The sequence below is a fragment of the Actinoplanes sp. NBRC 103695 genome, from assembly GCF_030269485.1.
In the GTDB taxonomy this organism is placed as follows: Bacteria; Actinomycetota; Actinomycetes; order Mycobacteriales; family Micromonosporaceae; genus Actinoplanes.
This window is the reverse complement of sequence record NZ_BSTL01000012.1, coordinates 161,866-185,158: the sequence shown is the minus strand read 5'-3', so window position 1 is coordinate 185,158 and position 23,293 is coordinate 161,866. Positions and strand designations below refer to the sequence as shown.

Annotated in this window: 23 protein-coding genes; 14 read left to right on the top strand and 9 right to left on the bottom strand. The window is 69.5% G+C overall.

The window, feature by feature from the left end:
* Positions 1 to 9 precede the first annotated feature (9 nt).
* From QSK31_RS22810 to QSK31_RS22790, 5 genes are read left to right on the top strand one after another with little or no spacing between them, the layout of a single operon-like run.
* Positions 10 to 651, top strand: a complete 642-nt coding sequence (locus QSK31_RS22810; protein WP_285686318.1) for a prepilin-type N-terminal cleavage/methylation domain-containing protein — start codon at positions 10 to 12, stop codon at positions 649 to 651.
* Positions 651 to 863: a hypothetical protein gene (locus tag QSK31_RS22805; RefSeq protein WP_285686317.1), complete on the top strand. Its 213-nt coding sequence runs from the start codon at positions 651 to 653 to the stop codon at positions 861 to 863. Before QSK31_RS22810 ends, QSK31_RS22805 begins: the two co-directional genes overlap by 1 nt.
* A gap of 58 nt (positions 864 to 921) precedes the next feature.
* On the top strand, positions 922 to 1,824 hold the full coding sequence (locus QSK31_RS22800; protein ID WP_285686316.1) for an ABC transporter ATP-binding protein: 903 nt from the start codon (positions 922 to 924) through the stop codon (positions 1,822 to 1,824).
* Between the two features lie 11 nt (positions 1,825 to 1,835).
* Positions 1,836 to 2,576: an ABC transporter permease gene (locus tag QSK31_RS22795; RefSeq protein WP_285686315.1), complete on the top strand. Its 741-nt coding sequence runs from the start codon at positions 1,836 to 1,838 to the stop codon at positions 2,574 to 2,576.
* 43 nt (positions 2,577 to 2,619) lie between these two features.
* Positions 2,620 to 3,510 carry an LLM class flavin-dependent oxidoreductase gene (locus QSK31_RS22790; RefSeq protein WP_285686314.1) on the top strand — a complete coding sequence of 297 codons (891 nt, stop codon included), beginning with the start codon at positions 2,620 to 2,622 and terminating at the stop codon, positions 3,508 to 3,510.
* Here QSK31_RS22790 and QSK31_RS22785 read toward each other — a convergent pair.
* The gene (locus QSK31_RS22785; protein ID WP_285686313.1) at positions 3,507 to 4,154 is read right to left on the bottom strand and encodes a GntR family transcriptional regulator; all 648 of its coding nucleotides are present in this window, start codon (positions 4,152 to 4,154) and stop codon (positions 3,507 to 3,509) included. The genes QSK31_RS22790 and QSK31_RS22785 overlap by 4 nt on opposite strands.
* Positions 4,155 to 4,214: 60 nt before the next feature.
* On the opposite strand from QSK31_RS22785, the gene QSK31_RS22780 reads away from it, so the two are divergent.
* On the top strand, positions 4,215 to 5,546 hold the full coding sequence (locus tag QSK31_RS22780; protein ID WP_285686312.1) for an outer membrane protein assembly factor BamB family protein: 1,332 nt from the start codon (positions 4,215 to 4,217) through the stop codon (positions 5,544 to 5,546).
* A gap of 85 nt (positions 5,547 to 5,631) precedes the next feature.
* A complete protein-coding gene (locus tag QSK31_RS22775; RefSeq protein WP_285686311.1) occupies positions 5,632 to 6,903 on the top strand; it encodes an ABC transporter substrate-binding protein in 1,272 nt (423 codons plus the stop codon).
* Between the two features lie 55 nt (positions 6,904 to 6,958).
* On the opposite strand, the gene QSK31_RS22770 is transcribed toward QSK31_RS22775, so the two are convergent.
* Positions 6,959 to 8,008 (bottom strand): sugar ABC transporter substrate-binding protein, encoded by a 1,050-nt coding sequence (locus QSK31_RS22770; RefSeq protein ID WP_285686310.1) that lies wholly within the window; start codon positions 8,006 to 8,008, stop codon positions 6,959 to 6,961.
* Positions 8,009 to 8,158: 150 nt separating this feature from the next.
* Between QSK31_RS22770 and QSK31_RS22765 the strand changes: the two genes are divergently transcribed.
* Positions 8,159 to 10,078, top strand: coding sequence for a putative bifunctional diguanylate cyclase/phosphodiesterase (locus tag QSK31_RS22765; RefSeq protein WP_285686309.1), 1,920 nt, complete (start codon positions 8,159 to 8,161; stop codon positions 10,076 to 10,078).
* Here QSK31_RS22765 and QSK31_RS22760 read toward each other — a convergent pair.
* Positions 10,038 to 10,688 carry a winged helix-turn-helix transcriptional regulator gene (locus QSK31_RS22760; protein WP_285686308.1) on the bottom strand — a complete coding sequence of 217 codons (651 nt, stop codon included), beginning with the start codon at positions 10,686 to 10,688 and terminating at the stop codon, positions 10,038 to 10,040. The two genes, QSK31_RS22765 and QSK31_RS22760, sit on opposite strands and share 41 nt — an antisense overlap.
* 65 nt (positions 10,689 to 10,753) lie before the next feature.
* Between QSK31_RS22760 and QSK31_RS22755 the strand changes: the two genes are divergently transcribed.
* Together QSK31_RS22755 and QSK31_RS22750 are read left to right on the top strand one after the other, a co-directional pair.
* Complete coding sequence (locus QSK31_RS22755; protein ID WP_285686307.1) at positions 10,754 to 11,377, top strand: DUF1345 domain-containing protein; 624 nt, start codon at positions 10,754 to 10,756, stop codon at positions 11,375 to 11,377.
* Between the two features lie 91 nt (positions 11,378 to 11,468).
* Complete coding sequence (locus QSK31_RS22750) at positions 11,469 to 13,220, top strand: CocE/NonD family hydrolase (protein ID WP_285686306.1); 1,752 nt, start codon at positions 11,469 to 11,471, stop codon at positions 13,218 to 13,220.
* 89 nt (positions 13,221 to 13,309) lie between these two features.
* Here QSK31_RS22750 and QSK31_RS22745 read toward each other — a convergent pair whose 3' ends face one another.
* From QSK31_RS22745 to QSK31_RS22735, 3 genes are all read right to left on the bottom strand, one after another.
* Complete coding sequence (locus tag QSK31_RS22745) at positions 13,310 to 14,410, bottom strand: helix-turn-helix domain-containing protein (protein WP_285686305.1); 1,101 nt, start codon at positions 14,408 to 14,410, stop codon at positions 13,310 to 13,312.
* Between the two features lie 174 nt (positions 14,411 to 14,584).
* Positions 14,585 to 15,481: a M23 family metallopeptidase gene (locus QSK31_RS22740; protein WP_285686304.1), complete on the bottom strand. Its 897-nt coding sequence runs from the start codon at positions 15,479 to 15,481 to the stop codon at positions 14,585 to 14,587.
* 26 nt (positions 15,482 to 15,507) lie between these two features.
* Positions 15,508 to 16,512, bottom strand: coding sequence for a glycoside hydrolase family 25 protein (locus tag QSK31_RS22735; RefSeq protein ID WP_285686303.1), 1,005 nt, complete (start codon positions 16,510 to 16,512; stop codon positions 15,508 to 15,510).
* A gap of 342 nt (positions 16,513 to 16,854) precedes the next feature.
* Between QSK31_RS22735 and QSK31_RS22730 the strand changes: the two genes are divergently transcribed.
* On the top strand, positions 16,855 to 17,199 hold the full coding sequence (locus QSK31_RS22730) for a DUF4190 domain-containing protein (RefSeq protein WP_285686302.1): 345 nt from the start codon (positions 16,855 to 16,857) through the stop codon (positions 17,197 to 17,199).
* Positions 17,200 to 17,808: 609 nt separating this feature from the next.
* Here the strand turns inward: QSK31_RS22730 and QSK31_RS22725 are convergent.
* The 3 genes from QSK31_RS22725 to QSK31_RS22715 form a co-directional block, all read right to left on the bottom strand.
* Positions 17,809 to 18,264 carry a hypothetical protein gene (locus tag QSK31_RS22725; protein ID WP_285686301.1) on the bottom strand — a complete coding sequence of 152 codons (456 nt, stop codon included), beginning with the start codon at positions 18,262 to 18,264 and terminating at the stop codon, positions 17,809 to 17,811.
* A 386-nt stretch (positions 18,265 to 18,650) separates the two neighbouring features.
* Positions 18,651 to 18,971, bottom strand: a complete 321-nt coding sequence (locus QSK31_RS22720) for a hypothetical protein (RefSeq protein ID WP_285686300.1) — start codon at positions 18,969 to 18,971, stop codon at positions 18,651 to 18,653.
* 72 nt (positions 18,972 to 19,043) lie between these two features.
* Positions 19,044 to 19,688 (bottom strand): hypothetical protein, encoded by a 645-nt coding sequence (locus tag QSK31_RS22715; RefSeq protein ID WP_285686299.1) that lies wholly within the window; start codon positions 19,686 to 19,688, stop codon positions 19,044 to 19,046.
* Between the two features lie 383 nt (positions 19,689 to 20,071).
* On the opposite strand from QSK31_RS22715, the gene QSK31_RS22710 reads away from it, so the two are divergent.
* The 3 genes from QSK31_RS22710 to QSK31_RS22700 all read left to right on the top strand — a co-directional run bounded on the left by QSK31_RS22710 (position 20,072) and on the right by QSK31_RS22700 (position 23,258).
* Complete coding sequence (locus QSK31_RS22710) at positions 20,072 to 20,923, top strand: LLM class flavin-dependent oxidoreductase (protein WP_285686298.1); 852 nt, start codon at positions 20,072 to 20,074, stop codon at positions 20,921 to 20,923.
* 209 nt (positions 20,924 to 21,132) lie between these two features.
* Positions 21,133 to 22,125, top strand: coding sequence for a zinc metalloprotease (locus QSK31_RS22705; RefSeq protein WP_285686297.1), 993 nt, complete (start codon positions 21,133 to 21,135; stop codon positions 22,123 to 22,125).
* Between the two features lie 146 nt (positions 22,126 to 22,271).
* The gene (locus QSK31_RS22700) at positions 22,272 to 23,258 is read left to right on the top strand and encodes an alpha/beta hydrolase (RefSeq protein WP_285686296.1); all 987 of its coding nucleotides are present in this window, start codon (positions 22,272 to 22,274) and stop codon (positions 23,256 to 23,258) included.
* The last annotated feature ends 35 nt before the right edge of the window (positions 23,259 to 23,293 follow it).

Sequence of the window (23,293 nt, the reverse complement as noted above, 5' to 3'; positions counted from 1 at the left end):
GACAACACCGTGATCGCATGCATCGGGCGTCTGGTCCGCCGCCGCCGGGACGACGCCGGCTTCTCCATGATCGAGGTCATGGTCGGCGCGGCCATCATGTCCACCGTCATGGCGATCGCCAGCCAGGGCTTCCTGAGCATGTACCAGTCGGCGAACCGGGCGGAGGCCGCCGCGGTCGCGCAGACCCAGCTGGCCACGGCCTTCCAGAAGATGGACCGCGAGATCCGGTACGCCTACCGGGTCAACGTCCCCTACACGTCGGGCGGCGACTACGCGGTCACCTACGTGGTGCCGGACGCCAACAACAGGCAGCTCTGCGTCGAGCTGACCCTGCCGACCGGCGGCGGCACCATGATGCGTACGCAGTGGGTCCGCAAGCCGAAGCAGGGCGAGACCTACGAGAAGTCCACCGGCGCGGTGGCCACGAGCCTGGTGCCGTTCACCGCGGGCAGCACCCCGTTCGAGCGCATTCCGAGCGGCACCGCCGACGACGGCGCGTCGAGCAACTTCGACCGGCTCAAGATGAATGTGGTCAGCACCATCGGCCTTTCCACGAAGAACGCCCGCCGCGAGTACAAGCTGAAGTTCACCGCGGTGAACACCGCGGGCGCGGACGCCACCAACGACTACAGCTGCGTCAAGCCGGCCTGATGGCGTCCGGCGGCGTGGTCGAGGGGGCCATGCAGACCCCCGACGGCGCCTGGCGGGTGGAGATCGTCCGACGTGGACGCGCCCGCTGGTACCGGGTGGTGCACGGCGACGAGGTCGTCGACTGGCTCTCGATCAGCTCGGTGGAGCGAATCCTGCACGACGCGGGTGTGGATCGCGACCAGCTGATCGATGCCCATCCACCGATCGGTTGACCGCGGCCGCCTGCCGCTGGTTGATGGAACCCGGTGTGCGCGCCACGAGGCTGGACGCATGCCAGTCATCGATGTCAGAAACTTCCGCAAGGAATACGGGGCGACCGTCGCCGCCGCCGATGTGACGTTCTCCGTGGAGCGCGGCGAGATCTTCGGCATCCTGGGCCCGAACGGCGCCGGGAAGAGCACCACGGTAGAGGCGATCGCCGGTCTGCGTAAGCCGGACGGCGGCACCATCGACGTGCTCGGCCGCAAGCCCGCGGACCCGGCGCTGCGCCGGCTGGTCGGGGTGCAGCTGCAGGAGTCCGAGCTGCCCGACCGGATGACCGTCCGCGAGGCCCTCGAGCTGTTCAGCGCCTTCTACCCCGACCCGATCGACTGGCACGAGCTGGTCCGCGACCTCGGCCTGGGCGAGAAGCTGAAGACCAAGTTCGGCAAGCTCTCCGGCGGCCAGAAGCAGCGGCTCTCCATCGCGCTCGCCCTGATCGGGCGCCCGGAGGTGGCGATCCTCGACGAGCTGACCACCGGCCTGGACCCGCAGTCCCGGCGGGACACCTGGGACCTGATCGAGGGCATCCGCGACCGCGGCGTCACGGTTCTGCTGGTCACCCACTTCATGGAGGAGGCCGAGCGGCTCTGCGACCGGATCGCGGTGATCGACCACGGCACGGTGATCGCCCTGGACACGCCGGCCGGGCTGGTCGCGCGGGTCTCCACCGAGCAGCGCATCCGGTTCCGCCCGTCGGCGCCGCTGAACGAGAAACTGCTGACCGACCTGCCGGAGGTGCGCGAGGTGCGCCGGCACGGCCCGTCCGTCGAGGTGATCGGCACCGGCGGGCTGCTGCAGGCCGTGACCAGCGTGCTCGCCACCCACCAGATCATCGCCGCCGACCTGCGCCTGGAGCAGGCCAGCCTGGACGACGCGTTCGTCCAGCTCACCGGCCGCCCGGCCGAGGACTGAGAGGACACGTCATGCATGCCTTCACCAAACTCACCGTCTCCGAGTTCCGGCTGCTGCTGCGTGAGCCCGTGCTCGCCTTCTTCGGCCTGCTCTTCCCGGCGCTGCTGGTCGCCATCCTGGGCAGCATCCCGGTGATGCGCGAGCCCAGCCCGGAGATCGGCGGCCTGCGGGTGATCGACCTGTACGTGCCGATCGCGCTGGTCCTGTCGATCGCCTCGCTCGGCCTGCAGGGGATGCCGCAGATCCTCGGCACCTACCGGGAGCGCGGGGTGCTGCGCCGGATGGCCACCACCCCGGCGTCCCCGGTCATGATGCTCGGGGCACAGGTCACCACGGCCGCACTGACCTCGATCGGCGCCGGTCTGCTGGCGCTGCTGGTCGGCCGGATCGCGTTCGACGTGTCCTTCCCCCGCAGCCCGTTCGTCTACCTTGTCTCGTTCCTGCTCTGCGCGGCGGCGGTGTTCGCGATCGGGCTCTTCGTGGCGGCGGTCGCGCCGAGCGGCAAGGCCGCGAACGGCATCGGGATGGCGCTGTTCTTCCCGCTGATGTTCTTCGCCGGGCTGTGGACTCCGCGGGAGGCGATGCCGGGGTGGCTGCAGCGGATCGGCGAGCTCACCCCGGTCGGCGCCGGGCAGGCCGCCATCCAGGCCGCCTCGGTCGGCGACTGGCCGCCGCCGCAGTGTGTGATCGCGCTGCTGGCGTACCTCGGGATCTTCTCCTACGGCGCCGTGAAGTTCTTCCGCTGGTCGTGAACACGGGTTACGGTCCTGGATCGCGGAGGGCAGGGTGCGTCCCATGACCGCTTTCGCCTTCCAGGCCGTACCGCTGAACGCCGCCGAGTGGATCGAGACCGCACGCAAGGCCGAGGCCAACGGCTTCGACACGCTGCTCACCCCGGACCATCCGGGCATCTGCGCGGCGCCGCACGTCGCGCTGGCCGCGGCGGCCGCGGTGACAACCACGATCAAACTCGGCGCGTACGTCGTGAACGCCGGCGTCCGCGAGCCGATGCTGCTGGCCGCCGACGTGGCGACGCTGGACGTCGTCTCCGGCGGCCGGGCGCTGCTCGGCATCGGGGCCGGGCACAACCCGAACGAGTGGCGGTGGGTCGGGCAGACCCGGCCGGACGTGCGTGGCCGCGTCGACCGGTGCATCGCGGTGGCCGAGGCGACCCGGCGGCTGCTCACCGGCGACGAGGTCACAGTGGACACCGAGGAGCTGCGGATGTTCGGCGCCAAGCTGGACCAGCCCCGCCCGGTGCAGGAGAAGATCCCGCTGCTCTTCGGCGGGGGCAACTCCCGGCTGCTGCGCTGGGCCGCCGAGGAGGCCGACATCGTCGGACTGTCCGGGCTCGGCAGGACGCTGGCCGACGGTCGCAACCACGACGTCCGCTGGGCGCTCGACCAGATCGACGAGCACGTGGCGCCGTTGCGCGGCAAGGTGCTCGAGGCGCTGGTGCAGAAGTTCGAGATCACCGACGATCCCGAGGCGGCCCTCAAGGACCTGAACGACACCGGGCTCAGCATCGACGAGCTGCTGCGGGTTCCGTTCCTGATGGTCGGCACGATCGAGGAGATCGCCGGGCGGATCCGCGAGCACGAGCGGCGCTGGGGCATCACCCGGTACGCCCTGCGCCGCAGCTCCTTGGACCACCTGCCGGCCCTGCTCGAGGCGTTGAAGAACTAGTCGAAGAGCTCCTGCTCGACCTTCGCCCGGTAGTCGATGTAGATCTGCTTGTAGCGGGCCACCGCACCGGCCCGGTCGCCCGCTTCGAGCAGTTCCAGGATCGCGTCGTGGCCCTCGATCCAGGTGCTCCACAGGTTGCTCTCGGCGGACATCGCGAGGATCCGCATCGTCCGGGCGACGACCAGGTCGACCATCGACTGGAGCTCGCGGTTGCCGCTGGCCAGGATCACCGTCGTGCTGAAGTCGGCGCCGGCCGCACCGGCCGCCAGCACGTTGCCGGCGGCGAGCGCCTCGACGAACTCCTTCTGCCGCTGGCGCAGCATGTCGAGGTGGGTCTCGGTCAGGTTGTCCACGCCCCACTCGAAGCCCGCGCAGGCCAGCACGCTCATCACGTCGACCAGTTCGAGCGCGTTCTTCTGGGTCACCTTGGTGACGTGCCGGGTCCGGTTCGGCGCGATGTCGATCAGACCCTCGACGGAGAGCTGGGCGATCGCCTCACGCACCGGCGTGATGCTGACGCCCAGGCGGGCGGCCAGTTCGGCGTCCTTGATCAGCGTGCCGGGGGGCAACTCGCCGGAGACGATCTCGTTGCGCAGCTGCCGGACGACGGCCGCCGTTCTCGTCGGCGGCACCGCATAAGACATACGGTAAGCCTACTCACCGTGACCTACCCCTCGCGGCCGGGGCAGGCGCAGAATGTGACCATGGCGGGCATTCCCCTCATCGACCTGGACACGGCCCCGCCACCGGAGCGGGTCCGGTCCCCGGTCGGCGGGTTGCGACAGTTTGCGCCGCGCCCGTTGCTCGCCGTGATCTTGGCCGTCCTCGTGCTGGCCGGGCTGGCCGCCTCCACGGCGCCTCGGCCGCTTCTGCGTCAGGTGCTGGCCGCGGGAGGCACCGCGGCGGCGGCCTTCGAGCTCGGCCGGGACACGCTCTACACCGCCCACTACGGGAGCAACCCCAACAGCGAGTCCGCGGTACGCCGGTACGACCTGCTCACCGGGCACGAGGTGTGGGCGGTCGCGCTGCCGCAGGGCGTACAGAATCTGGTGATCGACGACGCGTCCGGGGTGCTGATGGCCCGGTCCGGCACCGACCCGCGGATCAGCTTCCTGGACGCCGCCACCGGCCGGGTGCTGTGGACGAGCAACGAGGTGAACACCGCGGCGATCACCATCGACGGCGCCGGCGTGCTGTTCACCACCGACCAGGCCGAGGGACCGGCGCTGCGGCTGGCCGACCCGCGTACCGGAGGAACGATCTGGACCCGGACCATCGGCACGCGGGTCTACTTCGGACCGCAGCTGGTGCCGCTCGGCGGAGCCGAGCGCATCGTGCTGGCCGACGCCGCCGGCGCGGTCCGGGTGATCGACTTCGCCACCGGCGCCGAGTTGTCCACCGGCAACCTCGGCGGGCCGCTGAATCCGGCGCGTTTCCCGGACGTCGGGGGGTCGCTGCTCGGCACGGTCGGCGACAACCGGCTGGTGCTGCGGAGCAAGACCGGCGGGCAGGCGTCGATGACCGCGTTCTCGCTGGTGCCGTTCGCCCGGCTGTGGGAACGCACGTCCGGGCCGACCGGGCTGGCCGAGGACTGCGGCGAGGTATGGTGCGTGGCCGGCGCGGTGCCCGGGATCAGCGCCCTCGGCGACCCGTCCGCGGTCGGCGTCAGCGCGGTCGATCCGGGTACCGGGGCCCCGCTCTGGACGAACGACAGCCTGGCGTTCGCCTTCCGCTTCGACGGGCACACCGTGCTGGCCGGCGACGACCAGGAGACGCCCGAGGTCACCCTGCGCGACCAGCGGACCGGCCGGCTGCTGCAACGCCTCGGCGCCACGGTCTGGGCCGGTGACCTGCTGCTACACCCGGACACCGAGGCGCCCGGCTGGACCTGGGTCCAGACCCACGACCAGGGCCGGGTCCGCCCGGTCGGCGTGGTGCCGGTCGCCGCGCCGTTCGGCTGCGAGCCGCGTGACGACTACCTGGCCTGTCCCACCATCAACGGCCCGACGCTGGTCTGGCGCATTCCGCACCGGTGACCACCAAATCGGCGGAACCCCGGCGCGACGTACGCCTCTTTTGCTAGCTTTTCACCCGGTTAGCTCAACCAGGAGGTCATCGACCGTGAGAGTCCAGCGCCGGACCCTGCTCGGCGCCGTCGTCGCGGCGGCCGGGCTCAGCGCGTGCGGAGACGGCGACAAGGCCGGCACGAGCAACGGCAGCACGTCCATGTGGATCTGGCCCGGCGGGCTCGACGCCGCCATGGTCACCCAGGCGGTGCAGCATTTCGCGTCGAAGACCAAGCTGACCGTCACCACGCTCGAGGGGAACTACCAGGACCAGCTCTCCCCCGTGCTCGACGGCTCCGGCGTACCGGACATCGCCGGCATCAAGGGCGAGGACATGAGCGCCGTGCTCCCCCGCGCCGACCTGTTCGTCGACCTGAACACGCTGGGCGCCCGCGAGCTCCAGGACAACTACCTGGACTGGAAGTGGCAGCAGGGCAGCACGCTGGACAACCGGCTGGTCGGCTTCCCGATCGACACCGGCCCGACCGCGCTGTTCTACCGGCACGACGTGTTCCAGAAGGCCGGGCTGGCCGCCGAACCCGACGACGTCGCAGTCGCGATCAAGGACTGGCACGCCTACCTCGACTTCGGCCGGAAGCTGGTCAGGAAGGTGCCCTCGGTCCGGCTCTTCTGCAACGCCGCCGACCTCTTCTCCAGCTGCATAGGGCAGAGCAACCGGCGCTACGTCAGCGAGTCGAACAGCTACATCGGCGACACCGACACGGTGCGCACCGCCTGGGACCTGGCGGTCGAGTCGATGGGAATGGGCATCAGCGCCGGGATCCCCAACGCCTCCGACAAGCGGTTCCCCGCGTACGAGGCCGGTAAGGTCGCCAGCGACACCGGCCCGGCCTGGCTGTCCCAGGACCTCGCCAGCTCGTGCGCCAAGTCGGCCGGGAAGTGGCGGGTCGCCAACGGCTGCGCGGACGGCGCCAACCAGGGTGGCTCGTTCCTGTCCATCCCGGCGAAGGGCGACGACCACGAGACCGCCTTCGAGGTGATCCAGTGGCTGCTGTCGCCGGAGAACCAGGCCAAGATGTTCGCCGGCGCCAAACTGTTCCCGTCCGCACCGGCCGCGTACCAGATGCCCGAGCTGCAGGCGCCCGACCCGTTCTTCGGCGGGCAGCGCACCACGCCGGTCTTCGCCACCTCGGCCGGCAAGGCCAAGCTCTCCTACGAGGCGCCGTCCGACTTCGCCATCGAGCAGATCTTCATCACCCAGCTGGAGAAGCTGGAGTCCGGCGGCACCACCGCGGCGGCCGCCTGGCGCGACGCCGTCGACGGCGGCCGCAAGCTGGCCGCGAGCAAGGGCGTCATCACCGGATAGGTCGTGTCTCGTGGTTCATTCAGCCAGGGCCGCGGCGTGGCCCACGAGACACGACCTAACGTGCGTCGGCGAGAGGCAGCAGGTGGTCGCTGAGGTGCGTGACGATCTCGCGTACGACCAGCTGGGCCGCCTCCGCGCGGGACTTGGTCGAGGACTGCCGGGCCAGGATATCCGCGGCGTTCGACCGGGTGATCGGCAGCGCCGGGGTGACGACCCATCCGGACGGCAGGGTGAGGCTGCGCTTGGCGTACCCGGCCTGCAGATGCCCCGCGACCGCGCCCTGAACGAACGTCTCCGGCGACACCAGCGCGTAGTCGCCGCGCTGGACCGCACGCACCGAGATGTCGTCCAGCCCGAATCCGGCGCCGATCCACGGCCGGGTGGCCTGGCCGCGCAGCCGGGCCAGGTTGCGGGCGTCGCTGTCCCCGGTGCCGACGAACGCCACCGCCCCCGGGTTCGCCTCCACCATCAGCTGCCACGACTTCATGTTGGCCGCCGGGTCCTGCTTGGTGTCGAACGGCCCGAGCAGCCGGACCTTCGGGCGCACCAGCGGCAGCCGCGAGCGCAGGCCGGCGATGCGCTGGTCGAGGGCTTCCGCCCCGGGCACCGAGGTGCCGAGCACCACCATGCCGTCGGCCGCCGGGGGTAGCAGCGCGGCGATCTGATCGGCCAGCAGCTCGCCCATCGCGAAGTTGTCGTTGCCGACGTAGAGCGTGACCTCGGAGCCGGGCGCGGGCGGTGTGTGCACGGCGATCACCGGTGTGCCGCTCTGCTCGGTGTCCGCCATCGTCCCGGCCAGCAGTTCCGGATACCAGGTGAACACGGCGATCCCGTTGCGGGCGTGGCCGTGCAGTTCCTGGAGCATGCTCATCTGTCGGGCGGTGTCGCCGATCGGCGGGCCGGCCTCGGTGTGCCGTACCCCGCCCGACTCGGCCACGGCGACGGCGAAACCGGCCGTCATCTCGCGGACGTAGCCGACGCCGGCGTCCGCGGTCAGGAAGCCGACGGCCGGGTTCTGGATGTCACGGCGCAGGGTGCACCCACCCAGCGAGAGCACGAGCGTCACGACTGTCACAGCCACCACGATCTTGCGGGTCGGCACCATGCCTTCTTCTTCGGCACGGGCGCGTCCGGCCTCCAGCGTTTTGGTGACGAACCTCAAGCCCAGGTCAACCCGGCCGAAGTTGAGGCGACGGATCCACGGCGAACGAGGGGGACCGACAGAGTGCGAGCGACCTGGATGCAGCGCAGAGCGGTGGCTCGAACGGCCATCGCCGCGCTCGCCGCAGGTCTCACCCTGCTCGCCGGCCTCGCCCTGTACAGCAGCCGCAACACCGCGCAGGCCACCGCCAAGATCGCCGCCGCGGAGCAGGTCACCCAGCAGTGGAGTCAGGTTTACCTGCGGATCGGCATCGAGTACGAGCAGCTCGTCGACTTCGTCCGGGCGGACAGCGCGTCCGGCCGTGGCCCGCTGATCTCCTCGATCGGCTCGGCCGAGGAGAACCTGCGCTGGCTGCACGCGCACGGCGGCCCGTCCGACTCGTTCCAGGCGCAGGCCCTGCAGAACACCTACGGCGGCTACAGCTACACGCTGCGCGACCTGGTGGACGCCCAGAAGCACGGCGATCGCGTACGGATGGAGGAGGACGCCAAGCTGGCCGCCCTCAGCGCCTCCGCCCTGCGCAAGCAGGCGTCGGTGAACATCGCCCGGAACAACCTGGAGATGAGCGGGCTCCTCAAACAGGCCCAGGAGGACAACGAGGCGGTGTTGCTGGCGGTCGAGGTGATGTCCGTGGTGGACCTGCTGCTCGTGGGGTTCTGCGCGGTGGTGCTGCTGGCGTACCAGAAGAGCACCGAGCGGCAGGCCCGCGAGAGCCGCTACCAGGCCATGCACGACAGCCTCACCGGCGTCGCCAACCGCAGCCTGCTCCTCGAACGGCTGGACGAGGCGGTGGCGACCACCGCCCGCCCGGGCGCCGGCACCGGCCTGCTACTGCTCGACCTGAACCACTTCAAGGAGGTCAACGACACGCTCGGCCACCTGGCCGGCGACCGGTTGATCCAGGAGGTGGCGTCCCGGTTGTCCGAGTCGGCCCGCGACGAGGACACGGTGGCGCGCCTGGGCGGCGACGAATTCGCGGTGGTGCTGCCCGACGTCAGCTCGACCGAGGACCTGATGAAGGTCGGCCGGCGCATCCTCGACCAGCTCTGCCGCCCCGTCGACCTGGACGGCTTCCTCGTCGACGTGAGCGCCAGCATCGGCGCCTCGCTCTACCCGATGGCCAGCGGCAACGCCGCCGAGCTGCTCCAGCACGCCGACGTCGCGATGTACGCGGCCAAACGCAACCGCCTCGGCGTCGCCCTCTACGACCCGCGGCACGACGAGAACACCACCGAGCGACTGGCGGCCGGCGCCGAGCTGCGCCAGGCCATCGAGGGCGGCGAGCTCGAGGTGCACTACCAGCCCAAGGTCCGGGTCTCCGACGGTTCCCCGACCGGCGTGGAGGCCCTGGTCCGCTGGCGGCACCCGATCCGCGGCCTGCTCGGCCCGGACCAGTTCATCCCGGTGGCCGAGCAGAACGGCCTGATCCGCCCGCTCACCGACGTGGTGCTCTCCACCGCGATGGAGCAGATGCGGGCCTGGCGCACGGCCGGCCTGACCATGCCGGTCGCGGTCAACGCCGGCGCCGACTGCCTGCACGACCTCGGCTTCCCCGCGCACGTCGCCGAGCTGATGGACCGCTACGACACCCGCCCCGGCGAGCTGACCGTAGAGATCACCGAGAGCATGGTGATCACCGACCCCGAGCGCGCCGCCTCGATCCTGGCGGAGCTGCGTGTGCTGGGCGTCCGGGTCTCGATCGACGACTTCGGCACCGGCTACTCGTCGATGAGCTACCTGCAGCAGATGCCCCTGGACGAGCTGAAGATCGACCGCCGCTTCACCGCCCGCATCGAGCAGGAGGGCAGCGGCCGGGCCATCGTCGCCGCGATCGCCGACCTGGCACACGCCTGCGGCCTCCAGGTCGTGGTCGAGGGCGTCGAGCACGCCGACACGGTCCCGATCCTCGACGAGATCGGCTGCGAGGCGGCCCAGGGCTACCTCTTCTGCCGCCCGCTGCCGGCCGACGACCTCACCGCCTGGGCGATCGCCCGAGCAGCCGTTCCCGCCTGACCCCGTCGAGGCGGACGCCGCGTAACAAAGGGAAAGAACGTTCGTTCTTCCGGAACGTCGTCCGGTTACGCTGCCGGGTCCAGGTCTTTGGATCAGCCGGGAAGTTCCGCCCCCTGGCGCCGTCGCGCGGCACCGGGTGCGTACCGCTCCCGCATGATCGGTCCGGCCGCCGGGCCCGCGGTGAACACGTGCTGGTCGTGTCGACGCGCTCGCCCGTGGCGGCGTCGACCACGACCGGCTCGACCTCGCGCCCGGTGTCCGCGTCGATCAGGATCATCGCCCGTTCCTCCGGCGCCAGTTGCGCGTTGCGCCAGGCGGCCATCGCCACCAGCACCGGGCGCAGCGACCGGCCGAATTCGGTGAGCACGTACTCGTACCGCACCGGCCGCTCCTGGTAGGCACGGCGCTCCAGGATGCCCCGCTCGACCAGCGACCACAGCCGGCTGGTCAGCATGCTCGACGACAGCCCGACGTTGGCCTGGAACTCGTCGAACCGGGAGTACCCGTCGAAGCAGTCGTGCAGGATCAGCAGCGTCCACCACTCACCGACGTAGCTGAGCGCCGTGGACAGCGGGCACTCCCGGTCCTCGAGCCGAATCTTCCCGCCCATGCCGGCGACGCTAGCCGACCGGACACCGGTTTGAAGATCACCGCTCGCCGCCCGTTGTCCCGGGCATGACCGGCAAAGCGACCCTGTACGCCTCCCGCACCATCGAGGCGCTCCTCATCCTGTGCGGCATCATGATCTTCGTGGCGCCGACCACCATCGGCACCTTCCTGTGGACCGCGCTGTGGGGGGTGCTGGCGGTGCTCTACCTGGCCATCCGCGTCACCCGCCTGCGCCGGAGCAAGCACGGCACCCGGATGGAGTGGCTCACCCGCGGCATCGGCGGCGGGTACGGCCTGCTCTTCACCGTCCTCACCAGCGCGGTGGGCATCGGCTCGGGCTTCGCCATCGTGCTGAGCGAGAACGAGGACGACAAGTTCCTCAGCTCCGCCGCCGGCGTTCCCTGCGTCCTGCTCGCCTGGGCGATCCTGCACTTCGGGTACGCCGAGCGCTATGCGAAGAGCTACTACCGGGCGCCCGAAGCCGAACGCCCCCTGGCCTTCCCCAACACCGAGGCCCCCACGTTCGTGGAGTTCAGCTACTTCGCGTTCACCATCGGCACCACGTTCTCGGTCTCCGACGTCGAGACCCAAAGCTCAGCGATCCGCTCGCAGATCCTGGCCCACTCGATCCTCTCCTTCCTTTACAACACCGCCACCATCGCCATCGTCATCGGTGTGATCTCCGGCTGACCGTGCGGGATTCGTCGCGTCCTCCGTGCCACGCCCGGGCGTTCAGCCGCGTCTTCCACTGAGGACATGTCCCGCTCTCCGTGGAGGACGAATGCGACACGCAGTGATGGCCGCCGTGGCGGCCGTCGGCATCGGCATACCGGTCACCGTCGCCGGCATGCCGGCCTGGGCGGCCGACGGGCCGGCGACGATCGTGGTGAGGGACGGCGCGACCCAGCCGGTCTTCGACTACGGCCAGGCGATCAATGAGGAGATCTGGGTCGAGGTTCCGCTGGACAGCGACGGGGACGGGACGCGGGACCGGGTACACCTGGATGTCACCCGGCCGGGCGAGACCGAGACCGCGGGACTTCGATCCGGGGCGCTGATGATCGCCACGCCGTACATGGGCGACTTCGTGGACGTGCCGTACCACTCGGTGGATGTCGACGGGCTGCCACAGAAGAGGAAGAGGGCAGCCGTCGCCCGCGCGGGGGACGACGAGCAGGGCTACCCCGAGGAGGGTCTCTGGGAGTACTTCGTCCGGCGGGGCTACGCCATGATCACGATGGAGAGCCTGGGCACCGCGCGGTCCACCGGCTGCCCGGACGCCGGCGGCCCGCACGAGGCGGCGGCGACGCGCGCGGTGATCGACTGGCTCGGCGGGTCCGGCCGGGCCTACGACGCGGCCGGGAAGGTGGTGTCGGCACACTGGTCGGCGCACTCCGTGGGGATGTACGGCGTCTCGTACAACGGCACTCTGCCGCTGGCCGCCGCCGTCACCGGCCGCTCCGCCCTGAAGACCGTCATCCCGATGTCGGCGGTCTCCAGCTGGTACGACGAGTACCGCGCCAACGGGCTGGTCGTGGCGCCGTACGAATGGCAGGGCGAGGACGTCGACATCCACGCCCGGGTCGTCCTGACCCGGGAGAATCCGGAGCTCTGCGCGGCCGCCATGGACCGGCTGACCCGCGAGCAGGACCGCGTCACCGGCGACTACTCCGCATTCTGGGCGTCACGTGACTACGCGTCGAAGGCCGGCAACATCGAGGCCAGCGTGTTCATCGTGCAGGGCATGCGCGACTGGAACGTCAAGACCAAGCAGGGCCTCCAGCTGTGGGACGCGCTCGGCCGGCACGGCGTCGACCGCAAGCTGTGGCTCTACGACGGCGGCCACGGATCGGCGAACGCGCCCCAGTTCTTCCCGGCGATGCGCCGCTGGATCGACCACTACATCTACGACGTCGACAGCGGCATCGAGGACGAGGCGCCGGTCACCTTCGAGGACGCCGACGCGGCGGTGACCGGGACGACGTCGGCCTGGCCGGTCCCCGGTTCGGCGCCGGCCACCCTGCCGCTGGCGGTGGGCAAGCCCCGGACGGACACCTTCGTCGACAGGGGCCGCGACGTGGTCGCGGAGGAGCTGCTGCAGCCGTCCGGCAACTCCCTGGCCTACCTGACGCCGGCGTTGCGCACCGCGGCCCGGCTCAGCGGCACGCCGCGGGTCACGCTCGACGTCAGCATCGACAACCGCACGGCCGCCAACCTGACCGCGTTGCTGGTCGACTACGGCCCCGCCGGAACGGATCCCGTCATCGTCACCCGTGGCTGGATCGACCCGCAGAACCGCGGATCGCTCACCCGGTCGTCGCCGGTCACTCCCGGCAAGACCTACCGCTTGAACTGGGACATGCAGCCGCAGGACCACACCTTCGCGTCCGGTCACCGCCTCGGCGTGGTGGTGCTCTCCACCGACTACGACTACACCTTGCGGCCGTTGCCCGGCACGCGGATCTCGGTGCGGCCGACCAGCAGCTCCATCCAGCTGCCGATGGTCGGGGGTCGCGCCGCGCTGAAGTTCTAGGACGGCCGCCGGCCGCCGTCCGAGGAGGCCGACCGGCACGCGGGTCACGCCGACATCATCCGCGAGCAGCTGGACAACAGCACCGGCCGTCAGGTCGTCTTCTTCGGGTAGCGGCAGGCGGTCATCGCGCCGGCGGCGGACGCGTCGGGGGACAGTTTCTGCTGGTCCAGGTGCTGGACCGAGCCGGTGCTGGTGGCCGCGGCCAGGTGCATCGCCGCGCTGGGCGCGCTGCCGCCCAGGCAGGCCACCGCCATGATCACCCGTTGGCTGGCGCCCGTGGCGGGCGCGGCGGCACTGCTCCAGGAGGCGCGGAAGTTGTCCTCGTCGGTGAAACCGGTCTGGCGCCACGGTTTCTCGCCGATGCCCTTCCCCGTCTCGTCGACCCACTGCTCGGCGAAGCCGACGATGTCGACGTGCACGCCGCTGGCCGTCGCGGTGATGCTTTCCGGATCCAGTGGATCGGCGGTGATCGACACCGTCAGACTCTCCGGCGGCGGCCGGTCGCCCCGGCATCTCGTCGGGCCGACGGTGCGCGGCGGGTTGCCGTGGATCCGCCCGGACGGGACCATCGAGCCGTCGGTGAGAATGAACCAGCGCACGTCCGGTGTGTGCGCGGTGGCGTCGGTCTGCTTCTCCCCCACGCAGTAACCCGTGAAGCCGAGCACGCAGTTCTCCGCGATGGTCTGGGCCACCGGCGCGGTCGTCGACGCCGCGTCGTACGCGAGAACGCCGGCGCCGTAGGTCTCGCCGGTGAACAGCGACCGCCCGCTCAGCTTGGGGCAGGCGGCCGCCCGGCCGGGCTGCTGGAGGACGACGGTGACCGCGATCGCCGCGGCGACGAGGACGACCGCGGCGAGAGCGAGCAGCCTGGTCCGCCTCTTGCGCGGCGGATCCTGCACGCTCTCCCGGACCTCAGGCTCGGCCTCCTCCGCGGTGAACAACGCGTGCCACCGCTGGGTCCAGAGTTCGCGATCACCGTCGCAGGCGCCGACGTACGCGAGTACCACCTCCAGCGTCGGGATGCGTACCCCGCGCGCCGCGTCCGACAGGCTGGTCGCGCTGTACCCGGCGCGTTTGGCCAGCACCCGATAGGTCGGGTTGCCAGCCGCCGTCCGCACCTGCCGTAGGTCGTGCGCGAACTTGTGCAGTTGGTCCGTCTCCGGATCGAGCAGCCGTTCCCGCCGAGCCATCATCGACCTCCCCCGATATCGACCTGTCGGGGCAGAAGCCTGGCCGCACGGCCCGAATGGCGTCAAGGTCCGGGCCGGGCGCTCCATTACTGATTCCGGCAAAGCCCCAGGCGGGGGCTTTGCCGGAATGACGAGCCGCTACTCGGACGCTACTCAGCCGCCGAGTTCAAAGGGTCAGCCACAGTGCTCGAAGGGGCTGTCGTAGGTCGATCCACCGACGGCGCCGCCCCACTTGACGCAGGTGTTCTCGGCCGCCGCCCGGACGGGTCCGGCGTAGTAGGAGAAGGAGCCGGAATCGGTGACCCGGGACTTGCCCTGGACCTCCAGGTACGCCTTGACGGACGAGGCCTCACCGACGTTGGAGGACTTGATCGTGGTGACGCAGTTCCTGCCGTTGTCACCGTTGTAGAGCAGGTAGACGGTCCCGCCGGTCAGGCCCTTCTGGTCGATGACGGAGTAGCCGTCGCCGCAGACCTCGACCGGGGTGTACGGGTTGCCCGAGCCGCTGCAACCGTTGCGCGAGGTCAGCGTCTGGTTCGTGTAGCCGAAGACCGAGCCGTTGAAGTAGGCCCTCTCGATGTTCGACGGGTACGACGAGTCGGTGGTGCGGACCTCGTAGTGCAGGTGCGGGGAGAGGCTGCTGCCGGGCCGGGTGGTGTTGCCGACCTCGCCGATCTTCTGCCCCCGGCCGACCGAGGCGCCGACGGACACCGAGCGAACCCGCAGGTGGGCGTAGTAGGACCGCCAGCCGCCACCGTGGTCGATGACGACCAGGTTGCCGTAGCCGTTGGCCGAGCCCTGGTGCGCCGAGGTGATCACGGTGCCGTTGGCCGACGCGCGGACGTTGTCACCGAGGTCGTCCGAGCCCGACCCGCGGTTGAAGTCGATCTCGTACGACTCGTGGGCGCTGCTGTTGTTCGAGTCGCCGGTCCAGGTCGTCCCGCAGTCGAACGGGAGCTGGAAGGCCGGACGGGGCCCTGCCGCCTGAGCCGCGCCGGGCAGCACCGTGATGCTGCCGACGACCGCGACCGCAGCCGCCGCGACGGCCAGTAGCCGATCTCTGAGTCTCATCTTGCTGTCTCCTCCTGGTTGGGTTGTCAGCCGCAGTGTTCGAACGGGCTGTCGTAGGCGTTGGCGCCGACGGCGCCACCCCACTTGACGCAGGTGTTGCCGGCCTCGGCTCGGACGGGTCCGGCGTAGTAGGCGAAGCTCCCGCTGTCGGTGACCCGGGACCTGCCTTGAACCTCGAGGTACGCCTTCGTGGCGGAGGCCGTACCGATGTTGGTGCGTTTGATCGTGGTGACGCAGTTGGCCTGGTTGCCGGCGTTGTAGAGCAGGTAGACGGTGCCCGACGAACCGCCGAGCGCGGCCTGGTCGATGACGGTGTAGCCGTCGCCGCAGACCTCACCCGGGGTGTACGGATTACTCGCCCCGCCACCGGCCAGAGCCTGCAGCTCCGCCACCGTGCCGTTGAAGAAGTTGTGGTCGACCGCCCCGGTGATCCCGGAGACGGAGTACGCGTTCGTGTTCTGCCAGAACGTGTAAGCCGCCCAGCCGCCCGGGATGCTCGGAGCACCGGTCGTGTAGTGCGCGATCCACAGCGGATGGCGGGTGAAGGCGTGCGAGTCCGCCAGCTCGGTACGCCAGAACGACGGCGAGGTGTAGATGACCGGAACGCGCCCGGTCAGCCGCTCGACCTCGCCGAGGAACGTCCTGGTCCAGGTGATCAGCGCGGCCGAGGAGAGGCCACCGTCGTCCTCCAGGTCGAGCACGGGCGGAAGCTGCCCGGTCAGCGAACGCCCCACCACGCCGACGAACTGCTCCGCCTCCGCGAGGGCATCGCCGGCTCCCGAGTCGGGCCGGGCGAAGTGGTAGGCCCCGTGCAGCAGCCCGGCGGCGGCCGCCCCGTCCCGGTTGGCGCGGTACGCCGGGTCGGAGTACGAATATCCCTCGGTGGCCTTGACGTAGACGAACCGCTGTCCGGCGCTCCGCACCTGCCCCCATGAAATGGCGCCCCGATCACTCTGGTGATGCGAGACGTCAATTCCTTGCGTCTGCGTTGCCGCCGACGCCGGTCCAGCATTGATAAGAGCGGACGCCATAACAACGGAAAGGAAAATACCCGTTCGTAAGATATTCCTTCTCGCCATTGTCTTCCTTTCTTTCGGCTGCCAGAAAGCTAGCACCAGAAAAGGACGCGACTCGGCGCGAAAACGAGGCCTGAAGGTCGACGATCGCCGAAACAGCCACGTCGGAAGGCATTGATCGGCGTTGACCAGGGTTGACCGCCTTTGATCAAGGCGGTCAGAAAACGGACATACCGTTCGGTCCGTTCGACCCATGACGCCGGTGCCTCTTCGCCGGTTGGGCATGTTGCGGCCGAGTTCCGGGCTGGTGCCCGGCCGCGATATCAGCCCGCCACCGGCCCGGCACGGAGCTCGGTGATGTCAGACCCGGACGAGACGCGAGGCTTCGAGCCCCCGCAGCCGTACGGACAGCCCTACGGCGAATCGTCGGGCTGGGCAATTTGCGCGCTGGTGACGGGCATTTTCGGGGTGCTCGTCGGATGGTGCCTGCTCGGCATCCCGTGCATCGCCGCGGTGATCGTCGGGCACAAGGCCCTCGCGGAAACGAGGGACAACATGCGCTCCGGACGGGGAATGGCGATCGCCGGCCTGACGATGGGCTACCTGGGCCTGACGCCCGCGGTCATCCTGTTCTTCTGGGTCGGCATCGGCCTGCTGGGAAGCGCGGTGCTGCCGTCGCCCGACCCCAGCACGGCGCCGTAGGCCGGCCGGTTTCTTCGTCGGTCCGGCCCGACAACCCCAACCAGTTCGAGCTGCTTGGACCGGGACTCGACGGCGGCAGCGCTGGCGCGATCAGGTGCATCTGCTGCAGAGCGACCTGCATAGCCTCGGCGCGGCGGCCTACTTCTGCCTGGTCGGCGAAGCCACGCCCAGCGACCTCGACGAGGCCCGGCGCCTTCTGAAAGCCAGGATCAAAAACTTGCGCGTGCGGCGTGGGCACCGGCTCGCCGGTCACCTGGCCCTGATGCTGAGCGCCGATCCGGTCGCCCGCCCAAACCCGGTCGGCTGGGCCGATCAGGCGATCGCCCACGTCACCAGACTCCGCCGCCGGACCCGCCTGGCTGTCGCCGCGGCGGTGGCCGCCGTCCTTGCCCTGGCCGGTGGCGGGCTGGACGGGCACTCGGTCCCGTGTGGTCCGTCACGCCGCGGGATGTTGGCGCCGGTGCTCTCCAACTTGATCAAAACTTTGTTCCTCATCCGCCTTCGCTGGTCATCGACAAGGTGGCGAACCAGGATCGGGTTCTGCGTGTGCGGGCCCGGACCTCGACGAGGTTGATGTCAGACCCGCAACGCGACGGCCCGATGGTTGGTTCAGTTGCTTTCGGCGGACGTGGAGATTGGGGGGCAGTAGCCGGTGTCCTCGCCGATGGTGTTGATCTCGGCGTTGGTCCTTGAGTCGTTGGCATAGTTGATTTGGTTGGTGCAGCTGACGCCGGCCTTTTTGGGTGTGCCCGACGTTTCGGTTTGGTTGCTCTCGGTGGACGTGGAGATTGGGGGGCAGTAGCCGGTGTCCTCGCCGATGGTGTTGATCTCGGCGTTAGTCCTTGAGTCGTTGGCATAGTTGATTTGGTTGGTGCAGCTGACGCCGGCCTTTTTGGGTGTGCCCGACGGTTTGGCAGGCGCGGAGGCTTGGTTGCTCTCGGCATCGGGTTTGCTGCTCGGCTGCGCGGAACTCGTGGAGACGGACGAATTGGTGGGAGCTTCGGCGCTCGAGGTCGCGTTGCTGGGCGCGCAGGCGGCCAGTGCCAACCCCGCAGCGGCGAGCATGGCAGTCGATAGGCTCCAACGGGCAATTCCAGTACGCATCGGGTCTTCTCTCTCTGTCAACGTCGTCGAGTAACAGCTTCCCGACTCATCGCGCCCAGATTCGATGTGGGCGAGCTACCTGGCACGAATATGGGATCTTGGAGATACGCTGCCTCGCCTGCGAGCGCGATCTCGTCGCACGAATACCTCCCGCCGCTGGTGCGCTCACTGTATTCAGCGGGCACCCGCCGCGCGGCGTGCTTGGTGCGTCCGTACACACTCGAATGCCCCTGCTGGGGTACGGCGCGTGAGGTGGCGCGCGGATACGTCGGAGACCTCGGCCCCGTTGCGGGTGGCCAGGGCCAGTTTGTGGATCTCGTCGACGGCCATGACCGTGACGCGGGCATCTACCGCGACGCCGCAGACGGCCTCGATGATGTCGGTGATTTCGCCCGGTGGGTGACCGGCAGGCCGAGGAACCGGGCGAACTCAGCCGCGACCATCCGGGGTGTCGCTGTTGGCGGGACAGTGATATAGACGACCGGAATCCGGTCGGTCAGGCCGGGATGGCGGGCGGCGTCGATGGCCTGGTGGGTCTTGCCGAACTGGGTGATCGCGGTGAGTTTGTGCGCCAGTACACGGCTACCGGTAACACCCCGATCGGGCGGGGTCAGCGCCGGCCCCATGCGGGCGAGTCCCCGGCCGAGGTAGACCTCGCTGCCCGACACGGGCTACATCCCTCGGCCGTCGCCGGGAACATCCACGCCTACCCGAGCCACAGCAACGGAGTAGGGGACGCTTCAGGGCCGGTACTGCTCGGCGATCTCGTAGATGAAGTCGCCGGTGTTGGCAATGGTGACTGGGAAACCGCCGTGCCCGAGCTGCTGCTTCAGCCAGGCGACGTCGGCCATGCAGCTGCCGGTGGTCTTGAAGCCGCTGCCATCCATGCAGTCCGGGTTGCCGCCGTTGGTCGAGAAGATCTTGGGCGAGGAGTTGACGGGCAGGGTATACCGGCTGCCGTCGCCGTTGACCGCGCTGCCGTCCTTGGTAAACGTGGCAGGCTCGATAACCGCGGTGTGCTTGGCGCTGTTGTAGCTGTGCAGCAGGACCAGGTGGCTTCCGGGGCTGATCGGGAAGGTGGCGTCGCCGTCGCCTTCGCGCTCGCTGGTGCGCTTGGTGGACTTGCCGGTCCCGGCGTGCGCAGCCGTCTTGGTCTTCTTCACCGCCGGCGCCGGGGCGTCCTCGGTCTTCTCATCCTGGTCAACCGAGTCGTCGGTGTCCGTCGGTGCGGCCGATTCTGTCCGCGCGGCGGCGGCCGGCGCGGCGCTCGGCTGGATACCCGAGCAGGCGGTCGAGAGAACGAAAGCGCTGACGATCACCGGAATTGCCAGAAGTCGGTTCATGTCGATGACCTTGCCGCTCTGGGCCGCGCGCCGGACGAGCATCAGCGACTCCTGGCACGAATCCAGGACACTCGATCGACCTCGCGCAGGCCGGCAAGCTCGCAGTCGTGCCTCGGTATTGGGCAGCGGCGCGTGGTGTAGCCGCTCGCCGTCCGGGGCCAAGCCCGACCGCGTGGTGGTAGCTCTTGCCCACGTCCAAGCCGAGGAACACGCCGTACTCCGCTCACCGACCACCTTCGTGGCGGGCATGGTGATCGCGCTCTGGCCACCCCGGTGGGCCGGATCCTCCGAGGCGGGTCATCACCCCGTGATGTTCCCGCCGCCTGGTGGCGTGTATCACCGCCGGAACCGTGAACCCGACTGAGTCCGCAGGAGTCTCTGCGGGAGCAGGCTCACCCCTCGAGACATAGCTGAGGAGCTCACCCATGCGGACCGGCATCGCATTGCCCAATCAAGTTCGCGACGTCCGGCCGGACGTCATTCCGGTCTGGGCCCGCCAGGCCGAGGAGGCGGGCTTCTCATCGCTCGGCACGATCGGCCGGATCGCGTACCCGGGGGTGATGGACACCGTGGCCCTGGCCTCGGCGGCCGGCGCGACCTCGACCATCGGGTTGCTCTCGGACGTCATCCTCGCGACCACCTGGCCGGGGGTGCTCCTGGCCAAGGAGGCGGCGTCGATCGACGGTGTCTCCGGCGGCCGGTTCACCATGGGTATCGGAGTCGGCCTGCGGGAGGACGACTTCGTGGCGTACGGCCACGGGCCGCGCGACCGGGGCGCCCGGCTGGACCGGGACCTGGAGGAGTATCTGTCGGTGTGGGACGGGCAGCCGGTCGGCGGCGGGGAAAACCCGGCCGTCCCGCAGGGCACCCGGCGGGTCCCGCTGATGTTCGGCGCCTTCAGCCCCATCGCCATGCGGCGTATGGCCAAGTACGGCGAGGGATACATCGGTGCCACGGTGCCGCCGGCCATGGCGGCCGAGGCGTTCGCCGGCGCCCGAGCAGCGTGGCGTGCGGCCGGGCGGGACGGCGAGCCTCGGCTCATCGGCTGTGCCTACGTAGCGGTCGGCGACGTCGATCGGACCCTTTTCTCGGTCGGTGACTACTACGCGGCCGCGGGTGCTTTTCAGCGGGTGGCCCTGGACGCCGTGTGCACCACGCCCGGCGCGATCACCGACTTGATCAAGCAGTACACCGACCTCGGCGCGGACGAGGTGATCCTCAGCGTGGGCACCGACGACATCGACGACGTCGCCCGGCTGGCCGACATCGTCCTCTGAGCGGACATCCGGCGGCCGCCGGCCGGGCTGCCGCCGGACCGTATGACTTCATCAGCCGTCCGGCCAACGCCGCGCGGGCGCTCCAGCGGTCCTGATGAAGGTTTCCGGCCCACAGTTCTGCGCCCCAGCGGCGTCAGCGCCGTGTCCGAAAGGGCAGATGTGCTCGCGCCGGACCTGGCGTGAGTCCGATCCGCCTAAGGTTCAGATCCATGAAGATCAATGTACGTCCGCTGGTGTCCGCGGCGGCCGCCACCGTCGTGAGCATCGCGGCCATCGTCGCCCTGCCTGGAGCATCCCAAGCGCAGCCTCGCGCGGCCTGCCCCAGCGGCGAGCTCCAGGCGTCCAGTCTTCCGAAACGGATCGTGGCCGGCGCCTGCGCCGTGCCGGGCCGGACGATCCGAGGCGCCAAGGTCGCCGCGGTGATTCCCCGTCCCGGCCACGGCGTTACGGCGAACGTGCTGAGTCTCGAGGGCGAAGAGACACTCGCGATCGACACCGCTCTGGACGGCACTGTCACCGTAGCGACCACGACCGAGCCGGTCGGGACACATGCAGCCGTTCAGGACGCCCTGCCCGCCTGTGCAGACGACGCCAATACTCTGCTCAACTATGACTACTTCAGCGGCGGCAACTTCTACTGGTACTACGCCCCGGCCGGTGTGCAACGGTCCGGGCTGTCCGATCCCGACGCTGAGGCCGCGCTGATCAACGGCACTCGCCATATCACGGTCGGGAACAACGACTGTGGGTTCGGTGGCCAGCCCAACGTCAATCACACGTACGGCGGCCAGGTCGGTGTCGGGCCGAACATCAACGCACCGGAGAACAAGTGCACGGCCGAGGACGCCTGGAGCATCACCGGCTGGGGCAACGCGACAAGCGACGTCCTGGCGAGCACGTGCACCTGGTCGGTCTTCCGTGAGGAACCGTTTCCGCATCGGGTGGTCACCACGTCGGACATGGTCGCCAACTACAACTTCGTGTGGTGGAACGGCTCGGGAAGCTGCCCGAACAACGGCGACGCATACGACCTCGAGGGGGTCACGACTCACGAGCGCGGCCACACCTTCGGCCTCGGCCATCCGTCCGAAGGGCACGAAAACCTGACGATGGCCCCGCGAGCCTTCCGGTGCGACACGCGGATGCGCACCCTCGGACTGGGTGATTTCAACGGCCTGATCACCCTGTACGGATACCGCTGACCGACCCGGCACTTGCACGCGCGCCCTTTCACCGGGTCGGCTCCGTGAACCTCGGCACCTGTTTTCGCGTCCTCGCTGTCGGGGCTCCCGGTCAGGCGATAGCCGAGATCGGTGGGGGGTCCGGGTGGACCATGCACAGTCGCGTGGTGGCCTCGTCGGCGGTGGGAAGGAACCACGAAATGTTGGACGTTCTGGGAGCGGGCTTCGAACCAGAGACGCTCGAGCTGGGCAGCGATGATGAAGGTCGGGTCGTGGCCACCTTGGTCCGGCACCGGAGCGGTCACGCCGGCGGCCGGGCGGTGCTCTACGTACATGGTCTGGCCGACTACTTCTTCCAGCTCCACCTGGCTGGCTTTTTCGTTGACCAGGGATGGGACTTCTATGCGCTGGACCTACGGAAGCACGGCCGGAGTCTGCTGTCGCACCAGACCCCGAACTTCATGCGGGACGTCAGTGACTACTTCCCGGATATCGATCGCGCCGTCGAGCTGATCCGCGAGCGCGACGGCCACCACACGCTGGTGATCAACGCGCACTCGACCGGAGGCCTGATCACGCCGATCTGGGCGGAGGCCCGCAAGGGCGACCACGTCATCGACGGGCTCATCCTCAACAGCCCCTTCTTTGAGCTCAACGAACCGTGGGTGGTGCGCCGCCCGATCGCGGACGCCATCTCCGCACTCGCGCCTCTCGCACCACGCGTCACGGTCAAGCCGGGGCTGGATCCGGCGTACGTGAAGAGCTTGCACGTCGATTTCGGTGGTGAGTGGAACTTCAATCTCGCGTGGAAGCCAGTGGACGGTTTTCCCGTCCGGGCCGCGATGATCCGCGCTTTCCGCACAGCTCAGGAGAAGGTCCAGGCCGGCCTCACGATCGACGTCCCGATTCTCGTCGGAGCGTCGGGCCTCAGCCCCGGCGCCCATGGCTCAGCGGCCGCCGCACGGACCGCGGACGTGATTCTGAACGTGGCGGACATCGTCCAATGGTCAGGCGGACTCGGCGCCGACGTACGTGTGCTTCGTTTCGAGCACGCCGTGCACGACCTCGTCCTTTCCCGATCCGACGTGCGTGCCCGCGTCTTCACCGCGTACGGCAGCTGGCTCCGGGAGGTCGTAACCTCCCAGATCCACTAGCCGGGCCTCGAACGCGCCATCCTCGTCGGCGGTGA

What these genes read in the sequence shown, in the direction of transcription:
- QSK31_RS22805 (WP_285686317.1), top strand. Translation starts at nt 651, where the DNA reads ATGGCGTCCGGCGGCGTGGTCGAGGGGGCCATGCAGACCCCCGACGGC.
- QSK31_RS22800 (WP_285686316.1), top strand. Translation starts at nt 922, where the DNA reads ATGCCAGTCATCGATGTCAGAAACTTCCGCAAGGAATACGGGGCGACC.
- QSK31_RS22795 (WP_285686315.1), top strand. Translation starts at nt 1,836, where the DNA reads ATGCATGCCTTCACCAAACTCACCGTCTCCGAGTTCCGGCTGCTGCTG.
- QSK31_RS22790 (WP_285686314.1), top strand. Translation starts at nt 2,620, where the DNA reads ATGACCGCTTTCGCCTTCCAGGCCGTACCGCTGAACGCCGCCGAGTGG.
- QSK31_RS22785 (WP_285686313.1), bottom strand. Translation starts at nt 4,154, where the DNA reads ATGTCTTATGCGGTGCCGCCGACGAGAACGGCGGCCGTCGTCCGGCAG.
- QSK31_RS22780 (WP_285686312.1), top strand. Translation starts at nt 4,215, where the DNA reads ATGGCGGGCATTCCCCTCATCGACCTGGACACGGCCCCGCCACCGGAG.
- QSK31_RS22770 (WP_285686310.1), bottom strand. Translation starts at nt 8,008, where the DNA reads ATGGTGCCGACCCGCAAGATCGTGGTGGCTGTGACAGTCGTGACGCTC.
- QSK31_RS22760 (WP_285686308.1), bottom strand. Translation starts at nt 10,688, where the DNA reads ATGGGCGGGAAGATTCGGCTCGAGGACCGGGAGTGCCCGCTGTCCACG.
- QSK31_RS22755 (WP_285686307.1), top strand. Translation starts at nt 10,754, where the DNA reads ATGACCGGCAAAGCGACCCTGTACGCCTCCCGCACCATCGAGGCGCTC.
- QSK31_RS22750 (WP_285686306.1), top strand. Translation starts at nt 11,469, where the DNA reads ATGCGACACGCAGTGATGGCCGCCGTGGCGGCCGTCGGCATCGGCATA.
- QSK31_RS22745 (WP_285686305.1), bottom strand. Translation starts at nt 14,410, where the DNA reads ATGGCTCGGCGGGAACGGCTGCTCGATCCGGAGACGGACCAACTGCAC.
- QSK31_RS22740 (WP_285686304.1), bottom strand. Translation starts at nt 15,481, where the DNA reads ATGAGACTCAGAGATCGGCTACTGGCCGTCGCGGCGGCTGCGGTCGCG.
- QSK31_RS22735 (WP_285686303.1), bottom strand. Translation starts at nt 16,512, where the DNA reads ATGGCGTCCGCTCTTATCAATGCTGGACCGGCGTCGGCGGCAACGCAG.
- QSK31_RS22730 (WP_285686302.1), top strand. Translation starts at nt 16,855, where the DNA reads ATGTCAGACCCGGACGAGACGCGAGGCTTCGAGCCCCCGCAGCCGTAC.
- QSK31_RS22725 (WP_285686301.1), bottom strand. Translation starts at nt 18,264, where the DNA reads ATGCTCGCCGCTGCGGGGTTGGCACTGGCCGCCTGCGCGCCCAGCAAC.
- QSK31_RS22715 (WP_285686299.1), bottom strand. Translation starts at nt 19,688, where the DNA reads ATGCTCGTCCGGCGCGCGGCCCAGAGCGGCAAGGTCATCGACATGAAC.
- QSK31_RS22710 (WP_285686298.1), top strand. Translation starts at nt 20,072, where the DNA reads ATGCGGACCGGCATCGCATTGCCCAATCAAGTTCGCGACGTCCGGCCG.
- QSK31_RS22705 (WP_285686297.1), top strand. Translation starts at nt 21,133, where the DNA reads ATGAAGATCAATGTACGTCCGCTGGTGTCCGCGGCGGCCGCCACCGTC.